Below are 16,802 nucleotides of genomic sequence, written 5' to 3'. Positions count from 1 at the left end.
CGCCCGCCTGCCCCGGCTACCCTTCGCGCGATGAGCGCCCCACGTTCGACGCACACGCCCGCCGACGGCATACGGTTCGCGTTCGGCACGCTCACCGCGCTCCCGGTCCGGGTCACCCGCTGGGACCGTGACGCCGCCCGCGCCGGGATGCTCGCGGCGCCGCTGGCAGGTCTTGCCGTGGGCCTGTGTGCCGCCGCCGTGGGCGGCGTACTGCTCCTGGCGGGCTCCGGGCCGCTGCTCGCCGCCGTGGCCACCACCGCCGTCCCCGCCGCGCTCACGCGGGGCCTGCATCTCGACGGTCTCGCCGACACCGCCGACGGACTCGGCAGCGCGAAACCGGCCGAGGACGCGCTGCGGATCATGAAGCAGTCGGACATCGGCCCGTTCGGCGTGATCACCCTGCTGCTCGTCCTGCTGGCCCAGGTGGCCGCGCTGACGGAGCTGTACGACGAGGGCTGGGCGTACGGCGCCGTCGCCGCCGCCCTCGCGGCCGTCACCGCGCGGCTCGCGCTCACCCTGGCCGCGCGTACGGGCGTACCGCCCGCGCGGCCCGACGGACTGGGCGCCGCCGTCGCCGGCTGTGTGCCGGCGCGGGCCGCGGTACTGGCGTCGCTGCTCGTGACGGCGCTCGCCGCGGCGGCGTGCGGCGGCCTGTTCGGGGCGTACGGCGCCCTGCACCACACCCTGGCCCTCGCGGCCGGTCTCGGCGCCGCCCAGGCGCTGCTCGCCCACTGCGTGCGCCGCTTCGGCGGCGTCACCGGGGATGTCTTCGGCGGCCTCGCCGAGACGGCGGCCACCGCGACTTTGATCGTCCTGACCCTGGGGTGACGAACCGTCGACCGGGGCCCGCGCCAAGGTTTCTGACGGTATGTCAGCAACCGCACGCGGCGGCCGGTCCCGGCCGCCGCCGCGACTCGGCGTGAACACCGCGCGTAGGCTCGTTCGATGTGCTCCGCGGGCCGAATTACGATGCGGTGGGCACGGCCGGCCCCACGAACGACCGGCTTCCGCCGAATGAACTTCTATGGAAGCGAGATTTCACCACCGTGACTGCTCTCACTCTCAGCACAGCCGGCGCGGCGACATTGCGCGCCGACGCGATCGTCGTCGGCGTCGCCAAGGGAGCCAAGGGCCCGGCCGTCGCGCCTGGCGCCGAGGCCGTGGACAAGGCGTACGACGGCAAGCTCGCCTCCGTCCTGGAGTCCCTCGGCGCCACCGGTGCCGAGGGCGAGGCGACCAAGCTCCCGGCGCCGTCCGGCCTCAAGGTCCCGATCGTCATCGCGGTCGGCCTCGGCACGGCCCCGAAGAAGGACGAGGCGTACGGCGCCGAGACCCTCCGCCGGGCCGCCGGTGTCGCCGCCCGTACGCTCTCCGGCGCCAAGAAGGCCGCGTTCGCGCTGCCCGTGGAGGCCGCCGAGGACCTCGCGGCCGTCGCGGAGGGCGCGCTGCTCGGCGCGTACGCCTTCACCGCGTACCGCGGCGCCGAGAAGAGCGCCAAGTCCGCCGGCGACAAGGGCGACGGCGGTGTGAAGCAGCCGCTCGGCGAGGTCGCGCTGCTCGGCGGCAAGCCCCGCGACAAGGCGCACAAGGCGGCCGTCGAGCGCGCGGTCTCCCTGACCGAGGAGATCAACCGCGCCCGCGACCTGATCAACACCCCGCCGAACGACCTGTATCCGGAGACCTTCGCCGCCATCGCCACCGCGGCCGGCAAGGAGCACGGCGTCAAGGTCCAGGTCACCGACGAGAAGGCGCTCGTCAAGGGCGGCTACGGCGGCCTCCTCGGCGTCGGCCAGGGCTCGGAGCACGGCCCGCGCCTCGTACGCCTGGAGTACACGCACGCCAAGGCGAAGAAGACGATCGCCCTGGTCGGCAAGGGCATCACCTACGACTCGGGCGGCATCTCGCTCAAGCCGCCGGGCCACAACGAGACGATGAAGTGCGACATGAGCGGCGCAGCGGCCGTCCTCGCCGCCGTCGTCTCGGCCGCCCGCCTCGGCCTCCAGGTCAACGTGACCGGCTGGCTGGCGCTGGCCGAGAACATGCCGTCGGGCACCGCGACGCGCCCCGGCGATGTCCTGCGCATGTACAGCGGCAAGACCGTCGAGGTCCTGAACACCGACGCCGAGGGCCGGCTCGTCCTCGCGGACGCGATCACCCGCGCCTCCGAGGAGAAGCCCGACGCGATCATCGACGTGGCGACGCTGACCGGCGCCATGGTCGTGGCGCTGGGCAGCCGGACGTTCGGCATCATGTCGAACGACGAGGCGTTCCGTACCTCCGTGCACGAGATCGCCGAGGAGGTCGGCGAGGCGTCCTGGCCGATGCCGCTGCCGACCGAGCTGCGCAAGGGCATGGACTCCCCCACCGCCGACATCGCGAACATGGGCGAGCGCATGGGCGGCGGCCTGGTCGCCGGACTGTTCCTCAAGGAGTTCGTGGGCGAGGGCATCACCTGGGCGCACCTGGACATCGCCGGCCCGGCCTTCCACGAAGGCGCCCCGTACGGCTACACGCCCAAGGGCGGCACGGGCTCGTCGATCCGCACGCTCGTGAAGCTCGCCGAGCGCACCGCCGCGGGCGACCTGGGCTGATCGAGGACCGTCGCCGACCCGCGGCCGGCCCCCGGCCGTCCAAGGGAATGCGTGACCCGCCCCGCTGGTTCCAGTTGAGTGCTGGGGCAGCGGGGCGGGCCCGTTTCGATCGCGGCATCCGTACTGAGGACGCGTCGGTATGTGTGCGACACGCGTACGGCGTGTGTACGGGCATCCGCACGAGCACCCGTACGAGTCAGTAACCCCTGTTGACGGCCGGCCGGCCGTCTCAGACCCCGGCCCCGCGTCCCGCCGCCCTCCGACAAGTGCGAAGATGGGTTCTCGGCAGGACAGGGCCCCCACCACAGGGCCGACGAAACAGCGGCCGAACACCAGCCGCCGCCCGGTCATCGACCGCGCCCGGCGCACATGCATGGAGGACGTGACGTGGCGAACGACGCCAGCACCGTTTTCGACCTAGTGATCCTCGGCGGCGGTAGCGGCGGTTACGCCGCGGCGCTGCGCGGAGCGCAGCTGGGCCTGGACGTCGCCCTGATCGAGAAGAACAAGCTCGGCGGCACCTGCCTGCACAACGGCTGCATCCCTACGAAGGCCCTGCTGCACGCCGGCGAGATCGCCGACCAGGCGCGCGAGGCCGACCAGTTCGGTGTCAAGGCCACCTTCGACGGCATCGACATCGCGGGGGTCCACAAGTACAAGGACGAGGTCGTCTCCGGCCTCTACAAGGGCCTCCAGGGCCTGATCGCCTCCCGCAAGGTGACCTACATCGAGGGCGAGGGCCGGCTCTCGTCGCCGACCTCCGTCGACGTCGACGGGCGCCGCGTCCAGGGCCGTCATGTCCTGCTCGCCACCGGCTCCGTACCGAGGTCGCTGCCCGGCCTGGAGATCGACGGCCAGCGGATCATCTCCTCCGACCACGCGCTGAAGCTGGACCGCGTCCCGCAGTCCGCGATCGTCCTGGGCGGCGGCGTCATCGGCGTCGAGTTCGCCTCGGCGTGGAAGTCCTTCGGCACGGACGTCACCGTCATCGAGGGCCTCAAGCACCTCGTGCCGGTCGAGGACGAGAACAGCTCCAAGCTCCTGGAGCGCGCCTTCCGCAAGCGCGGCATCAAGTTCAACCTCGGCACCTTCTTCGACAAGGCCGAGTACACGCAGGACGGTGTGCGCGTCACGCTGGCCGACGGCAAGACCTTCGAGGCGGAGGTGCTGCTGGTCGCGATCGGCCGCGGCCCGGTCTCGCAGGGCCTCGGCTACGAGGAGCAGGGCGTCGCGATGGACCGCGGCTTCGTGCTCGTGGACGAGTACATGCGGACGAACGTGGAGACGATCTCGGCCGTCGGTGACCTCGCCCCGACGCTCCAGCTCGCGCACGTCGGCTTCGCCGAGGGCATCCTCGTCGCGGAGCGGCTGGCGGGCCTGCAGACCGTCCCCGTCGACTACGACGGCGTGCCCCGGGTGACGTACTGCCACCCCGAGGTCGCCTCCGTCGGTATCACCGAGGCCAAGGCCAAGGAGATCTACGGTGCGGACAAGGTCGTCGCTCTGAAGTACAACCTGGCGGGCAACGGCAGGAGCAAGATCCTGAAGACCGCGGGCGAGATCAAGCTCGTCCAGGTCAAGGACGGTGCCGTCGTCGGCGTCCACATGGTCGGTGACCGGATGGGCGAGCAGGTCGGCGAAGCACAGCTGATCTACAACTGGGAGGCTCTGCCGGCCGAGGTCGCGCAGCTCATCCACGCGCACCCGACGCAGAACGAAGCCCTCGGCGAGGCCCACCTGGCCCTGGCCGGCAAGCCGCTCCACTCCCACGACTGATGCGTCGGTCCGGGCGCGACGACCTTTACCGCACTTCCCCTCGCACGGCGCTCGGCGCCGGCTGGGGAGATCCCACCGTTAGGAGCAAGTGAGACCATGGCGGTTTCCGTAACCCTGCCGGCGCTCGGCGAGAGCGTCACCGAGGGCACTGTCACCCGCTGGCTGAAGGCCGAGGGCGAACGCGTGGAGGCCGACGAGCCGTTGCTCGAGGTCTCCACGGACAAGGTCGACACCGAGATCCCGGCGCCCGCCGCCGGGGTCCTCGCGTCGATCAAGGTCGCCGAGGACGAGACGGTCGAGGTCGGCGCCGAGCTGGCCGTCATCGACGACGGTTCGGGCGGCGGTGCCGCCCCGGCGGCGCCGCAGCAGGCCGCGGCTCCGGCCGAGCCGGCGCCCGCCCCCGTCCAGCAGGCCCCGGCGGCGCCCGAGGCTCCGGCGCCCGCGCCGGCTCCCGCCGCGCCGGCCGGTGCCGCCACGGGCACCGACGTCACGCTCCCGGCGCTCGGCGAGAGCGTCACCGAGGGCACCGTCACCCGCTGGCTCAAGGAGGTCGGCGAGGCGGTCGAGGCCGACGAGCCCCTGCTTGAGGTCTCCACGGACAAGGTCGACACCGAGATTCCCGCCCCGGTCTCCGGTGTGCTGCTGGAGATCACGGTCGGCGAGGACGAGACCGCCGAGGTCGGCGCGAAGCTGGCCGTGATCGGCGCCGAGGGTGCCGCTCCGGCGGCTGCCCCCGCACCGGCTCCGGCTGCTCCTGCCGCGGCTCCGGCTCCCGCACCGGCCGCTCCCGCACCCGCACCGAAGCAGGAGGCCCCGGCGCCCGCGCCGGCCCCCGCGGCTCCGGTCGCGGCGCCCGCACCCGCCGCACCCGCCCCGTCGGCACCCGCGGCGCCCGCCGCCACGGCCGCTCCTTCCGCCCCCGCCGCGGCGCCCGTCGACGACGGCGCGTATGTGACGCCGCTGGTGCGCAAGCTCGCCGCCGAGAACGGGGTCGACCTGGCCTCGGTCAAGGGCACCGGCGTCGGTGGCCGTATCCGTAAGCAGGACGTCGTCGCCGCCGCGGAGGCCGCCAAGGCCGCCGCCCGCGCCGCGGCTCCCGTGGCCGCCCCTGCCCCCGCCGCGTCGAAGGCCCCCAAGCTGGAGGTCTCCCCGCTGCGTGGCCAGACGGTCAAGATGCCGCGCATGCGCAAGGTCATCGGCGAGAACATGATGAAGGCGCTGCACAACCAGGCTCAGTTGACGTCGGTCGTCGAGGTCGACATCACGAAGCTGATGAGGCTGCGCGCGCAGGCCAAGGACTCCTTCGCCGCCCGCGAGGGCGTCAAGCTGTCCCCGATGCCGTTCTTCGTCAAGGCCGCGGCCCAGGCGCTCAAGGCGTACCCGGTGGTCAACGCCCGTATCAACGAGGACGAGGGCACCATCACGTACTTCGACTCGGAGAACATCGGCATCGCCGTGGACTCCGAGAAGGGTCTGATGACGCCGGTCATCAAGGGCGCGGGCGATCTGAACCTCGCCGGCATCGCCAAGAAGACCGCCGAGCTGGCGGGCAAGGTCCGCGGCAGCAAGATCACGCCGGACGAGCTGTCCGGCGCGACCTTCACCATCAGCAACACCGGCTCGCGCGGCGCCCTGTTCGACACGATCATCGTGCCCCCGAACCAGGTCGCCATCCTGGGCATCGGCGCGACGGTCCGCCGTCCGGTGGTCATCAACCACCCGGACCTCGGCGAGACGATCGCGGTGCGCGACATGGTCCACGTCGTGCTCTCCTACGACCACCGGCTGGTGGACGGCGCGGACGCCGCCCGTTACCTGGTCGCTGTCAAGGCGATCCTTGAGGCGGGCGAGTTCGAGGTCGAGCTCGGCCTGTAGTCCCCGCCAGGCAGACGTGCACGACGGCGCCCCCGCCCGGAGAGATCCGGTCGGGGGCGCCGTCGTGCGTTGACGCACCGCCCCATGACCGATCGGGGAGCGCCCCGGGAGGGGTAATCTCGGCGTCGGTCACCCGAAGGAGCACCGACATGATCCCGCCCGTCGTCCAGTCGCTGCGCGAGCAGATCCGCGAGCACATCGTGGAGGGCATCGTCAGCGGACGCTGGAAGCCGGGTGAACGGATCGTCGAGCGGCGGATCGCGACCGAGCTGGCGGTCAGCCAGACGCCCGTACGTGAGGCGCTGCGCGAGCTGGAGTCGTTGCGGCTGATCGAGTCCGCGCCGAACAAGGGCGTGCGGGTACGGAATCTGACCGCCGCCGATCTTGAGGAGAGCTACCCCGTGCGGGCCGGCCTGGAGCAGATCGCGGCCGAACTGGCCGCCGAGCGGCTGGCGGAGGACACCACCGCCCTGGAGCCGCATGTGACGGCGCTGTACGAGGCCGACCGGCGGGCGGACGGGACGGCGCAGGTGCGGCACACCGTCGACTTCCACCGGGAGCTCGTGCGTGCCGCGGGGAACAGCGTGCTGCTGCACACCTGGGAGGGGCTCGGCATCGAGGTCTTCACGGCGCTGTCGATCCGGTGGCTGGGTACTGTCCAGCAGTCGTACGCCGAGGAGCACCAGGAACTGGTCGAGGCCTTCCGCCGCCGCGATCCCCACATCGGCGCGCTGGTGAAGGACCATGTGCTCGGATGCGCGCCGCGCGCCTGAACGGGCGCCCGGTTCGCCCCGCTTCGCTACGTCACCGGGTGCCCCATCTTGGGACACTGGATGCCAATTTCTTCAGATCCTGAAGTTTTCCTGCCAAAGCTTTGATCGATCATCGATCAGCGACTTACAGTCGACATCGGGCCGCACCCGGCCCGTCGCCCTGTCCTGCCAGACAAGGCTCATCCCAACTCTTCACCACCCCCTCCAGTTGGCCGGAAGGCGGCGACCATGCCCGACCCCGTAGGCAAGCTTCCGAGCGAGCTCGACCAGCTCCCGGACCGCGACGCCGAGGAAACCGCCGAATGGGCGGCCTCTCTCGACGCCGTCACCGAGCATGCGGGCCCGCACCGTGCGGCGTACCTGATGCGGCGCACGTTCCAGCACGCCGAGAGCACCGGCGTTCCGGTGCCCGCCCTGCTGGAGACGGACTATCTCAACACCATCCCGACCGCCGCCGAGCCCGCCTTCGAAGGCGACGAGGCGATGGAGTCCCGGATCGCCGGCTGGAACCGCTGGAACGCGGCCGCCATGGTCACCCGCGGCTCACGCCTCGGCGTCGGCGGGCACATAGCGACCTTCGCCTCCGCCGCCTGGCTCTACGAGACGGGCTTCAACCACTTCTTCCACGGCAAGGAGGGGGACGGCTCCGGCGACCAGCTCTACATCCAGGGCCACGCGTCCCCCGGCATCTACGCCCGCGCGTTCCTCGACGGCCGTCTCACCGAGGAGCACCTCGACAACTTCCGCCAGGAGGCGGGCGGCAAGGGACTCCCCTCCTACCCGCACCCCCGGCGGCTGCCCTGGCTGTGGGAGTTCCCCACGGTCTCCATGGGCCTCGGCCCGCTCTCCGCGATCTACCAGGCGCGTTTCAACCGCTACCTGACGAACCGCGGGATCAAGGACATCTCCGCCTCCCACGTATGGGCGTTCCTCGGCGACGGCGAGATGGACGAGCCCGAGTCGACGGCGGCACTCGCCCTGGCGGCCCGCGAAGGGCTCGACAACCTCACCTTCGTCATCAACTGCAACCTCCAGCGCCTCGACGGCCCCGTCCGCGCCAACTTCAAGATCGTGCAGGAGCTGGAGTCCCAGTTCCGCGGCGCGGGCTGGAACGTCATCAAGTCGCTGTGGGGCTCCGCCTGGGACGAGCTGTTCGCGCTCGACACCACGGGCGCCCTCGTACGGAGGCTGCGTGCCGTACCGGACGCGCAGTTCCAGACGTACGCGACCCGCGACGTGGCGTACATCCGTGAGCACTTCTTCGGCGCCGAGCCCGCGCTCGTCGAGCTGGCGAAGCTGCTGACCGACGCGAAGATCGACGAGTGCTTCCACTCCTCGCGCGGCGGCCACGAGGCCCGCAAGGTGTACGCGGCCTACCGCGCGGCGCTCGCCCACAAGGGCGCGCCGACCGTGGTCCTCGCGCAGACGGTGAAGGGCTACACGCTCGGCACCGGCTTCGAGTCGCGCAACGCCAACCACCAGATGAAGAAGCTCTCCGGCGAGCAGTTCCGCACCATGCGGGACCTGCTGGAACTGCCCATCCCCGACTCGAAGCTGAACGAAGAGCTGGTGCCGTACGCCCACCCCGGCGCCGACTCCCCCGAGGTCCGCTATCTGCAGGAGCGGCGTGCCGAACTCGGCGGGCCCGCCCCGGCCCGCCGAGTGCATGCCGTCGCCCTGCCCGAGCCGTCCGAGAAGGCGTTCCAGACCGTCTACAAGGGTTCCGGCAAACAGTCGGTCGCCACGACCATGGCGTTCGTCCGGCTGGTGAAGGACCTGATGCGGGACAAGGAGACCGGCAGGCGCTGGGTCCCGATCGTCCCGGACGAGGCGCGTACGTTCGGTATGGAGGCGCTGTTCCCGTCGGCGGGCATCTACTCGCCGCTGGGCCAGACGTACGACCCGGTCGACCGCGACCAGATCATGTACTACAAGGAGGCCAAGGACGGCCAGATCCTCAACGAGGGGATCACCGAGGCCGGTTCGATGGCCGACTTCATCGCCGCCGCCACGTCGTACGCGACGCACGGCGAGACGATGATCCCGTTCTACATCTTCTACTCGATGTTCGGCTGGCAGCGCACGGGCGACCAGATGTGGCAGCTCGCCGACCAGCTCGGCAAGGGCTTCGTCGTCGGCGCGACCGCCGGCCGTACGACCCTGACGGGCGAGGGCCTCCAGCACGCGGACGGCCACTCGCATCTGCTCGCGGCGACGAACCCGGCCTCGCTCAACTACGACCCGGCGTTCGCGTACGAGATCGCGGTCATCGTCAAGGACGGTCTGCGGCGGATGTACGGCCCCGCCCCCGAGAACGTCTTCTACTACCTGACCGTCTACAACGAGCCGATGCCGCAGCCCGCCATGCCCGATGGCGTGGAGGAGGGCATCGTCAAGGGCCTGTACCGCTTCAAGGAGGGCGTGCCCGCCAAGGCGGACTCGCCGCGACTCCAGCTCCTCGCCTCCGGTACGGCCATCCACTGGGCTCTCGACGCCCAGCGGATGCTCTCCGACGAGTGGGGTGTCACGGCCGACGTCTGGTCGGCGACGTCCTGGGGCGAGCTGCGCAGGGAGGCCCTGGAGTGCGACGAGGCGCTGCTGCGCGGCGAGCAGCGCACGCCGTACGTGACGCGGGCCCTGGACGGGGCGCCTGGTCCGGTGCTGGCCGTCAGCGACTGGATGCGCCAGGTGCCCGACCAGATCAGCCAGTGGGTCGAGCAGGACTACTCCTCGCTCGGTACGGACGGCTTCGGTCTCTCCGACACCCGTGAGGCGGCCCGCCGGCACTTCGGCGTCGACGCCGGGTCGATCACGGTCGCGGCGCTGGCGCAGCTCGCGCGGCGCGGCGAGGTGCCCGCGTCGGCGGTGAAGGAGGCGCGGGAGCGCTACGGCCTCTGAGCCCGGCGACGAGGACACGTCCTCCGTAAGGAAGCGGCTTCGGCCGGCCCCACCACGGGTCGGCCGAAGCCGCTTCCTTATGAGGTGGCTTTCCGGCCATGCTTGACCCTGACACCGTGTGAAGCCGTGCAGTAGGGGACGTCATGTTCACCATCGGAGACTTCGCCAGGTACGGCCGGGTGTCGGCCCGCATGCTGCGTCATTACGACGCGATCGGGCTGCTGCGTCCGGCCCGGACCGACCCGTACAGCGGCTACCGCCACTACACGGCGGCCCAGCTCGCCCAGCTCAACCGGATCATCGCCCTGAAGGATCTCGGCTTCACGCTCCAGCAGGTGCGGGAGATCCTGGAGGACCGCGTGAACCCGGACGAGCTGCGCGGGATGCTGACACTGCGGCGGGCCGAGCTGGAGGCCGCCATGGCGGCTGCCGCCGCCACGCTGGTCCAGGTCGAGGCGAGGCTCCGGTCGATCGAGAGTGAGGGGCGTATGCCCAGCGAAGACGTTGTCGTCAAGAACGTTCCATCGGTACGGGTGGCCGAACTGACCGCCGTGGCCGCCACGTACGAACCCCAGGACATCGGCCCGGTGATCGTTCCTCTGTACGAGGAGCTGTTCCGGCGCCTGGAGGCGGCCGGCGTGGCTCCGACGGGGCCCGGCATCGCCTGCTACGAGGACGCGCCCGAGGGGAACGGCGCGGTCGTCGTCCACGCGGGAGTGGTGGTCGCCGCCGACCCGGCGCCGGGCCAGGACTTCGAGATCCGGGACCTGCCTCCCATCGAGCGGGCCGCGACGATCGTGCACCGGGGGCCGATGGACACGATCATGCCGACGGGCCAGATCCTGGCCCGCTGGATCGACACGGGCGGCCACCGCTCGGCCGGGTACGCGCGCGAGGTCAACCTCGAATGCCCGGCGGACAAGGACAAGTGGGTGACGGAGCTCCAGGAGCCCCTCGCGTAGCGAGCCCGTCCGGCCCCCGGCGGCGCGCGTGGACAATGGGGCCATGCGCGCTGCCCGGCTGATCAAGATGGTGCTGCTCCTCCAGGCGCGGCCCGCCATGACCGGGGCCGAGCTGGCCCAGGAGCTGGAGGTGTCCGAGCGCACCGTCACGCGCGACGCACTGGCCCTCTCGGAGGCCGGAGTGCCGGTCTACGCGGACCGGGGGCGTTCGGGTGGCTACCGGCTCGTGGGCGGCTACCGTACGCGCCTCACGGGCCTCGCACGGGGCGAGGCGGAAGCCCTGTTCCTGTCGGGGCTGCCGAACGCGCTCCGTGAGATGGGCCTGGAGGACGCGGCGTCCGCCGCCCGCCTGAAGGTGTCGGCCGCCCTGCTGCCCTCCCTGCGGGGCGCGTCGGACTCCGCGGCGCAGCGATTCCACCTCGACGCGCCGGGCTGGTACAACGAGCCGCGGACACCGCAGTGGCTGCCCGCCGTCGCCGAGGCCGTCTGGGACGACCGGACCGTCATCGCCCGCTACCGGCGCCAGGACGCCGAGGTGGAGCGGGAGTTGGCACCGTACGGACTCGTGCTCAAGGCGGGCGTCTGGTACCTGTGCGCCCGCGTCGACGCGTCCTTCCGGGTCTACCGGATCGACCGCTTCACCGACGTCACGTTCTTGGAGGACCGCTTCGAGCGGGACGAGTCCTTCGACCTGCCCGCCTTCTGGGAAGAGCGGGCCGCGCAGTTCGCCCGGTCGATCCTCCGTACGGAGGTGGTGCTCCGGCTCTCCCCCGACGGCCTGCGCCGGCTGCCGTACGTGACCGACCGGGCCTCGGCCGAGGAGGCCGCCGCTGCGGCCGGCCCCCCGGACGACGACGGCTGGACGACGCTCACGCTGCCGGTCGAGTCGGCCGACGTGGCGTTCTCCCAGCTCTTCGGCTTCGGGCCGGAGTTGGAGGTGCTGGAGCCGGCGGAGCTGCGTGCCCGCTTCGCCGACTCCGCCGCCCGCACCGCGCGTCTCTACCGGTAGCCGTCCATGGGGATCTCCGTACCGGGCGCCGCAGCCTCGGCCGCCATGTAGCCCCACATGTCCGGCCTGCTTCCGTCCACGTCCGTGACGCCGTACTCCTTCGCCAGCTGTCCGCTGGAGAGCGACTGCCCGGCCCAGCGCTCCCGCTCCGGGTCGGCGACGAGCGCCGCGACTCCCCGCCCCAGATACACCGGTGTCTCCGAGAGCGCGAAGTGCCGCTCGATCTTGATGCCGTCCCGCCAGTTCTTCTCGGTAATGCCGAAGCCGTCGAGCATCTCCTCGGAGCGCAGGAAGCCGGGAGTGACGGCGACGGCCGTGCCGCCCACCTCCTTCAGCTCCTCGGCCAGCAGATAGGCCATCCGGATCGGGGCGTTCTTGGCGAGGTCGTAGTAGAAGTTCTCGCGCGGCCTCCGGTTCGACTCGGCGGTGCCGTCGGTCACCTCGATCACCAGGCCGCCCGGCCGCCGTACGAGCAGCGGGAGCGCGACGCTGCTGGTGATCAGATGGGTCTTCACCCCGAGGTCGAGCATCCGCAGCCCGCGCTCCAGGTCGATGTCCCACAGAGGGGTCTTGAAGTCGAGGAGCTGGTTCCCGCCCCACACGTCGTTGACCAGCACATCCAGCCGGCCCTGCTCCCGGTCGATCCGCTCCACCAGGGCCCGTACCCGCTCGGCCTCCAGATGGTCGGTCGGTACGGCGATGCCCTCGCCGCCCGCGCGGGTGACGAGTTCGGCGGTCTCCTCGATGGTCTCCGTCGCCCGCCCCACCTCGCTGACCCGCTCGCGCGTGGTGCGCCCCGTCACGTACACGGTCGCCCCGGCGGCACCCAGCTCCACGGCGATCGCCCGGCCCGCGCCCCGGGTGGCCCCGGCCACCAGTGCGATCTTCTCTGTCAGCGGCTTGTCGCGGTTGTCGGTCATCAGGCGGCTCCTTCTCGGTCGGTCTTTCCCTGTGACCGTTCCACGGAAAGGAGACATCTTCTGTCCGGCTTCCACATGATCCGGCTTCCACGCGATCGCATGCTCCGTTCGGCCGCCCGGCGCGGATCTCGCCCGCTTTCCGCGCTCCGCGTGCGCCGCCCTCCGGCAACCACGATGCTGTACCCGTGACCGACGAGACGGAGTTCTGGGAGATCATCGACGCCACGCGCGAGGCCGCCGGCGGCGACCCGGACGAGCACGCCGATCTCCTCGTGGAACGGCTGCTCCAGCTGGACCCCGACTCGGTCCTGGACTTCGCCCGGCACTTCGAGACCCGCTACAACCGCGCGTACCAGTGGGATCTGTGGACGGCGGCCGCGATCCTGCTGGGCGGCGCGAGCGACGACGCGTTCGACTACTTCCGCTGCTGGCTCATCGGCCAGGGCCGGGAGGTCTTCGAGGGCGCGGTGCACGATCCGGACAGCCTCGCGGACCTGATCGGCGAGTTCGACGAGGAGATCGACGGCGACGGCGAGGAACTGGGCTACGCGGCCGACGAGGCGTACGAGCAGCTCACCGGCGCCGTCGCGCCCGACCTGGGGGTCGGCGCGCAGGCCCCTGAGCCCGAGGGCACACCGATCGACTTCGAGGACTCACAGGCGCTCGCCGACCGGCTTCCCCGTCTCTGGGAGCGGTTCGGCGTCGACTGACGCACGCGCCTTCACACATCCAGCGAACGGCCCATGAGCACGTCGTCCACGTACCGCCTGTCCAGGAAGAACTCCCCCGGCAGCACGCCCTCCACCACGAAGCCCTCCGACTCGTAGAGCGCACGCGCCGGCTTGTTGTGCCCGAGCACCCGCAGCGTCATCCGTACCGCGCCCTCGCCGCGCGCCCTCTCCATCGCCGCGCCCAGCAGCCGCCGCGCCACGCCACGACCGCGCGCCCACTCGTGCACGGCGAGGCCCTGGATCTGCCGGACGTGCGCGTTGCAGGCGAGCGAGGTGGGCGGCACCAGCCGGAGGTAGCCGGCCGTCCGGCCGTCGAGCTCCGCGATCAGGTAGTCCCGCGGCCGGTGACGCGCGTCGAAGAACGGCTCGAACGGCGGCTCCTGCCTGGGCGTCACCGCGTGCAGAGACGACCACGTGTCGTGGTCGATGCGGCTCAGCGCGTCGTCGTCCGACGAAAGAGCGGCGCGTATGAGAGGTTCCGGCATACCGGCAACTGTCCCATGTGGGCGCGTACCGGCAGGATGGTTTTCATGAGGATCGCGATCACCGGCTCCACCGGGCTCATCGGCACGGCGCTCACGCGCTCCCTGCGATCCGACGGGCACGAGGTGGTCCGCCTGGTCCGGCACCCCTCCCGCGCGGGCAACGAGGTCGAGTGGGACCCCGTGCGGCAGTACGTGGACGTGAGCGGGCTCTACGGCTGCGAGGCCGTCGTCCATCTCGCGGGCGCGGGGGTCGGCGACCACCGGTGGACCGCGGCGTACAAGCAGAAGATCAGGGACAGCCGCGTCCTCGGTACGGCGGCGATCGCCGAGGCCGTGGCGTCCCTCGACACCCCGCCGAAGGTCCTGGTGTGCGGTTCGGCCATCGGCTTCTACGGGGACACCGGCGACCGCCCGGTGGACGAGTCGGCGCCCGCCGGCGAGGGCTTCCTGCCCTCCGTGTGCGTCGAGTGGGAGGGAGCGGCGGCCTCGGCGGCGGAGGCGGGCGTACGGACGGTGTTCGGCCGCACGGGGCTCGTGGTGGCCCGCGAAGGCGGGGCGTGGGGGCGGCTGTTCCCCATCTTCCGGGCGGGTCTTGGCGGCCGGCTGGGCAACGGGCGGCAGTACTGGAGCTTCATCTCCCTGCACGACCATGTGGCGGCCCTGCGGCACCTGATCGACACGGAGTCCCTGTCGGGCCCGGTGAACCTCACGGCCCCGGAACCGGTGACGAACCGCGAGGTCACGGCGGCGATGGGGCGCGTGCTGCACCGCCCGACGCTCTTCGCGGTACCGCCGGTGGCACTGCGGGTGGCGCTGGGCGGCTTCGCGGAGGACGTACTGGGCAGCCAACGGGTGCTGCCGGGGCGGCTGTTGGAGTCGGGGTTCACGTTCGCGTTCCCAAAGATCGACGAGTCAATCACCGCGGCGATTCGCGTGTAGCGCGGGTTTCGGATTTCGGTTGCTGTTCGTTGCCGGGGGCGGGGGTCGCGTGGCGCTGTCAAAGCCCCGTACCGGCCCGCGGGATGGAAGGGGGACGCGCAGGGGTCGTGGTCGGACACTCAGGCTGATGTGTGTCGCGTGAACGACCCGGCTCCCCCGGGTCCAACGAGCCGTGCACGCGGCGTAAATCACGCCGTCCGGGCATGACCCCGGAGCGGCACCCGGACACCCACCCGCACAACCGACCCCGCCGGGAGGCGACCCCGTAACCCAACAACCCCCGCAACCGCCGGACGGCAAGCCGTGCGCCCCGCACGCACCGATGCCCCCACCACTGCGCGACTGCGAAGGGCCGGTTCCCTTCCTAGTCTCGACCCGCACTCGGGTATTCCCTGAGTGGGGGCGAGGCACCCGCCCCGGCCCGTACAGCCGCGCCGACCTCGGGGAGGGGCACGTGCTCAACACTGAACATCACGCGGACGTCGTCATCATTGGCGCCGGAATCGCAGGTCTGTCGGCAGCCCATCAGCTCACCCGCGCCGGCGTAACAGTCACTGTCCTGGAGGCCGCCCCTTACATCGGCGGCAGGATGACCACCGACCACCTCGACGGCTTCCGGCTCGACCGCATAGGTCAGTTGCTCAACACCTCGTACCCGGAGCTGCTCCGCACACCCGCGCTGACGGACGCCGCGCTGCGGCTGTTCTCGCCGGGCGTGCTCGTCCACAGCGAGGGACGGCACCATCGCGCGGGCGTCACCGTCAGCGCGGGGAGCGCGCGGGGCGCACTCACCGCCGCACGCGCCCTGGCAAGCGCCCCACGCGCCAGGACGGCACGGACCCGCGTCCCGGGCGGCGTCAGGGCCGCCCGGCTCACCTCCCGCCCCCCGCTGGGCAACGCGCTCGACCAGGCCCGCCTCCACGCGGCCTTCGGCCGCCTCGCGACGACGCCGGTCAATCGTCTGCTGGCCCGCCCCGAACGCCCCGCCCTCGCCGCGCTGTCCGCACGCGGACTGCCCGCGCGGACCATCGACGGCTTCGTACGCCCCCTGCTGTCCGCGCTGCTCTGCGACCCGGACCTCACCACCTCCAGCCGCTGCGCGGACCTGGCACTGCGGAGCTTCTCCCGGGGCCGGCTGTGCGTCCCCGAGGGCGGCGCCGCCGCCCTGCCGGAGCAGCTCGCGGCCACGCTGCCGCCCGGCACGGTGCGGACGGGTGTATGCGTGACGGACGCGTCGATCAGCTCCGTCGGCACGAAGGAGCACGGCGAGATCTCCTGCCGCTCCCTGCTCGTGGCGACGGGCGCCCGCGCCGCCGCCGAACTGCTGCCGGGCCTGCGGGTGCCGGACTTCCACCCCGTGACGGTCCTTCACCACACTGCCCCCACGCCCCCGATGACCGAACCGGCGCTGCTCCTGGACGGCGACCGGCGCGGCGGCCCCGTCGCCCACACGACGGTCATGAGCGCGGTGGACCCGTCGCGCGCCCCGGCGGGCCGCTCGCTGATCTCCTCGACGGTGCTCGGGCTCCGTACGCCGCCTCCCGAGGCCGAACTCGACGCCGAGGTACGCGCGCATCTCGCGACGCTGTACGGCACGTCCACGGCCGACTGGGAGCTGCTGGCCGTCCACCACGACCCGGAGGCCGTCCCCGCCATGCCGGCACCGCACGATCTGTGCCGTCAGGTGCGGCTGCTGTCGGGGCTGTACGTGTGCGGGGACCACCGCGACACGAGCACCGTCCAGGGCGCGCTCTCGTCGGGCCGCAGGGCCGCGTACGCGATCTTGGCGGACCTGGGCGTACGCCCCGGCGACGGACCCGTCCAGCTCCCCACGGCGGCATAG

Annotated in this window: 13 protein-coding genes; 11 read left to right on the top strand and 2 right to left on the bottom strand. The window is 71.8% G+C overall.

From position 1 onward, the window contains the following. The first annotated feature begins 30 nt into the window (after positions 1-30). The 8 genes from OIE74_RS28855 (at position 31) to OIE74_RS28820 (ending at position 11,884) form a co-directional block, all read left to right on the top strand. Positions 31-828 (top strand): adenosylcobinamide-GDP ribazoletransferase, encoded by a 798-nt coding sequence (locus OIE74_RS28855; RefSeq protein ID WP_329388718.1) that lies wholly within the window; start codon positions 31-33, stop codon positions 826-828. A gap of 218 nt (positions 829-1,046) precedes the next feature. Then, positions 1,047-2,591: a leucyl aminopeptidase gene (locus OIE74_RS28850; RefSeq protein ID WP_329388716.1), complete on the top strand. Its 1,545-nt coding sequence runs from the start codon at positions 1,047-1,049 to the stop codon at positions 2,589-2,591. 387 nt (positions 2,592-2,978) lie between these two features. Then, positions 2,979-4,367, top strand: a complete 1,389-nt coding sequence (lpdA, locus tag OIE74_RS28845) for a dihydrolipoyl dehydrogenase (protein WP_329388714.1) — start codon at positions 2,979-2,981, stop codon at positions 4,365-4,367. A 96-nt stretch (positions 4,368-4,463) separates the two neighbouring features. Beyond that, positions 4,464-6,242 (top strand): 2-oxoglutarate dehydrogenase, E2 component, dihydrolipoamide succinyltransferase, encoded by a 1,779-nt coding sequence (gene sucB / locus OIE74_RS28840; RefSeq protein WP_329388712.1) that lies wholly within the window; start codon positions 4,464-4,466, stop codon positions 6,240-6,242. A gap of 149 nt (positions 6,243-6,391) precedes the next feature. Beyond that, a complete protein-coding gene (locus tag OIE74_RS28835) occupies positions 6,392-7,015 on the top strand; it encodes a GntR family transcriptional regulator (protein WP_329388710.1) in 624 nt (207 codons plus the stop codon). Between the two features lie 228 nt (positions 7,016-7,243). Then, positions 7,244-9,913, top strand: a complete 2,670-nt coding sequence (aceE, locus tag OIE74_RS28830) for a pyruvate dehydrogenase (acetyl-transferring), homodimeric type (RefSeq protein WP_329388708.1) — start codon at positions 7,244-7,246, stop codon at positions 9,911-9,913. Between the two features lie 143 nt (positions 9,914-10,056). After that, a complete protein-coding gene (locus OIE74_RS28825) occupies positions 10,057-10,875 on the top strand; it encodes a MerR family transcriptional regulator (protein ID WP_329388706.1) in 819 nt (272 codons plus the stop codon). Between the two features lie 43 nt (positions 10,876-10,918). Next, a complete protein-coding gene (locus tag OIE74_RS28820) occupies positions 10,919-11,884 on the top strand; it encodes a helix-turn-helix transcriptional regulator (protein ID WP_329388704.1) in 966 nt (321 codons plus the stop codon). On the opposite strand, the gene OIE74_RS28815 is transcribed toward OIE74_RS28820, so the two are convergent. Further along, entirely contained in the window at positions 11,875-12,804 is a 930-nt protein-coding gene (locus OIE74_RS28815) for an SDR family oxidoreductase (RefSeq protein ID WP_329388702.1), read from the bottom strand. The two genes, OIE74_RS28820 and OIE74_RS28815, sit on opposite strands and share 10 nt — an antisense overlap. A 185-nt stretch (positions 12,805-12,989) precedes the next feature. Here OIE74_RS28815 and OIE74_RS28810 point away from each other — a divergent pair, with 185 nt between their 5' ends. After that, positions 12,990-13,514 carry a DUF4240 domain-containing protein gene (locus tag OIE74_RS28810; protein WP_329388700.1) on the top strand — a complete coding sequence of 175 codons (525 nt, stop codon included), beginning with the start codon at positions 12,990-12,992 and terminating at the stop codon, positions 13,512-13,514. A gap of 11 nt (positions 13,515-13,525) precedes the next feature. On the opposite strand, the gene OIE74_RS28805 is transcribed toward OIE74_RS28810, so the two are convergent. Next, positions 13,526-14,020 carry a GNAT family N-acetyltransferase gene (locus OIE74_RS28805; protein WP_329388698.1) on the bottom strand — a complete coding sequence of 165 codons (495 nt, stop codon included), beginning with the start codon at positions 14,018-14,020 and terminating at the stop codon, positions 13,526-13,528. Positions 14,021-14,056: 36 nt separating this feature from the next. On the opposite strand from OIE74_RS28805, the gene OIE74_RS28800 reads away from it, so the two are divergent. Beyond that, the gene (locus tag OIE74_RS28800; protein ID WP_329388696.1) at positions 14,057-14,959 is read left to right on the top strand and encodes a TIGR01777 family oxidoreductase; all 903 of its coding nucleotides are present in this window, start codon (positions 14,057-14,059) and stop codon (positions 14,957-14,959) included. A gap of 454 nt (positions 14,960-15,413) precedes the next feature. Next, positions 15,414-16,802, top strand: a complete 1,389-nt coding sequence (locus OIE74_RS28795; protein ID WP_329388694.1) for an NAD(P)/FAD-dependent oxidoreductase — start codon at positions 15,414-15,416, stop codon at positions 16,800-16,802.

It is taken from the genome of Streptomyces sp. NBC_01716, assembly GCF_036248275.1.
Taxonomy (GTDB): Bacteria; Actinomycetota; Actinomycetes; order Streptomycetales; family Streptomycetaceae; genus Streptomyces.
The sequence above is the reverse complement of the archived record's forward strand: the minus strand, read 5'-3'. Positions and strand labels throughout refer to the sequence as shown.

Coding starts and splice junctions, on each gene's coding strand:
- OIE74_RS28825 (WP_329388706.1), top strand. CDS start 10,057: ATGTTCACCATCGGAGACTTCGCCAGGTACGGCCGGGTGTCGGCCCGC.
- OIE74_RS28805 (WP_329388698.1), bottom strand. CDS start 14,020: ATGCCGGAACCTCTCATACGCGCCGCTCTTTCGTCGGACGACGACGCG.
- sucB (WP_329388712.1), top strand. CDS start 4,464: ATGGCGGTTTCCGTAACCCTGCCGGCGCTCGGCGAGAGCGTCACCGAG.
- aceE (WP_329388708.1), top strand. CDS start 7,244: ATGCCCGACCCCGTAGGCAAGCTTCCGAGCGAGCTCGACCAGCTCCCG.
- OIE74_RS28820 (WP_329388704.1), top strand. CDS start 10,919: ATGCGCGCTGCCCGGCTGATCAAGATGGTGCTGCTCCTCCAGGCGCGG.
- OIE74_RS28800 (WP_329388696.1), top strand. CDS start 14,057: ATGGTTTTCATGAGGATCGCGATCACCGGCTCCACCGGGCTCATCGGC.
- OIE74_RS28815 (WP_329388702.1), bottom strand. CDS start 12,804: ATGACCGACAACCGCGACAAGCCGCTGACAGAGAAGATCGCACTGGTG.
- OIE74_RS28835 (WP_329388710.1), top strand. CDS start 6,392: ATGATCCCGCCCGTCGTCCAGTCGCTGCGCGAGCAGATCCGCGAGCAC.
- OIE74_RS28855 (WP_329388718.1), top strand. CDS start 31: ATGAGCGCCCCACGTTCGACGCACACGCCCGCCGACGGCATACGGTTC.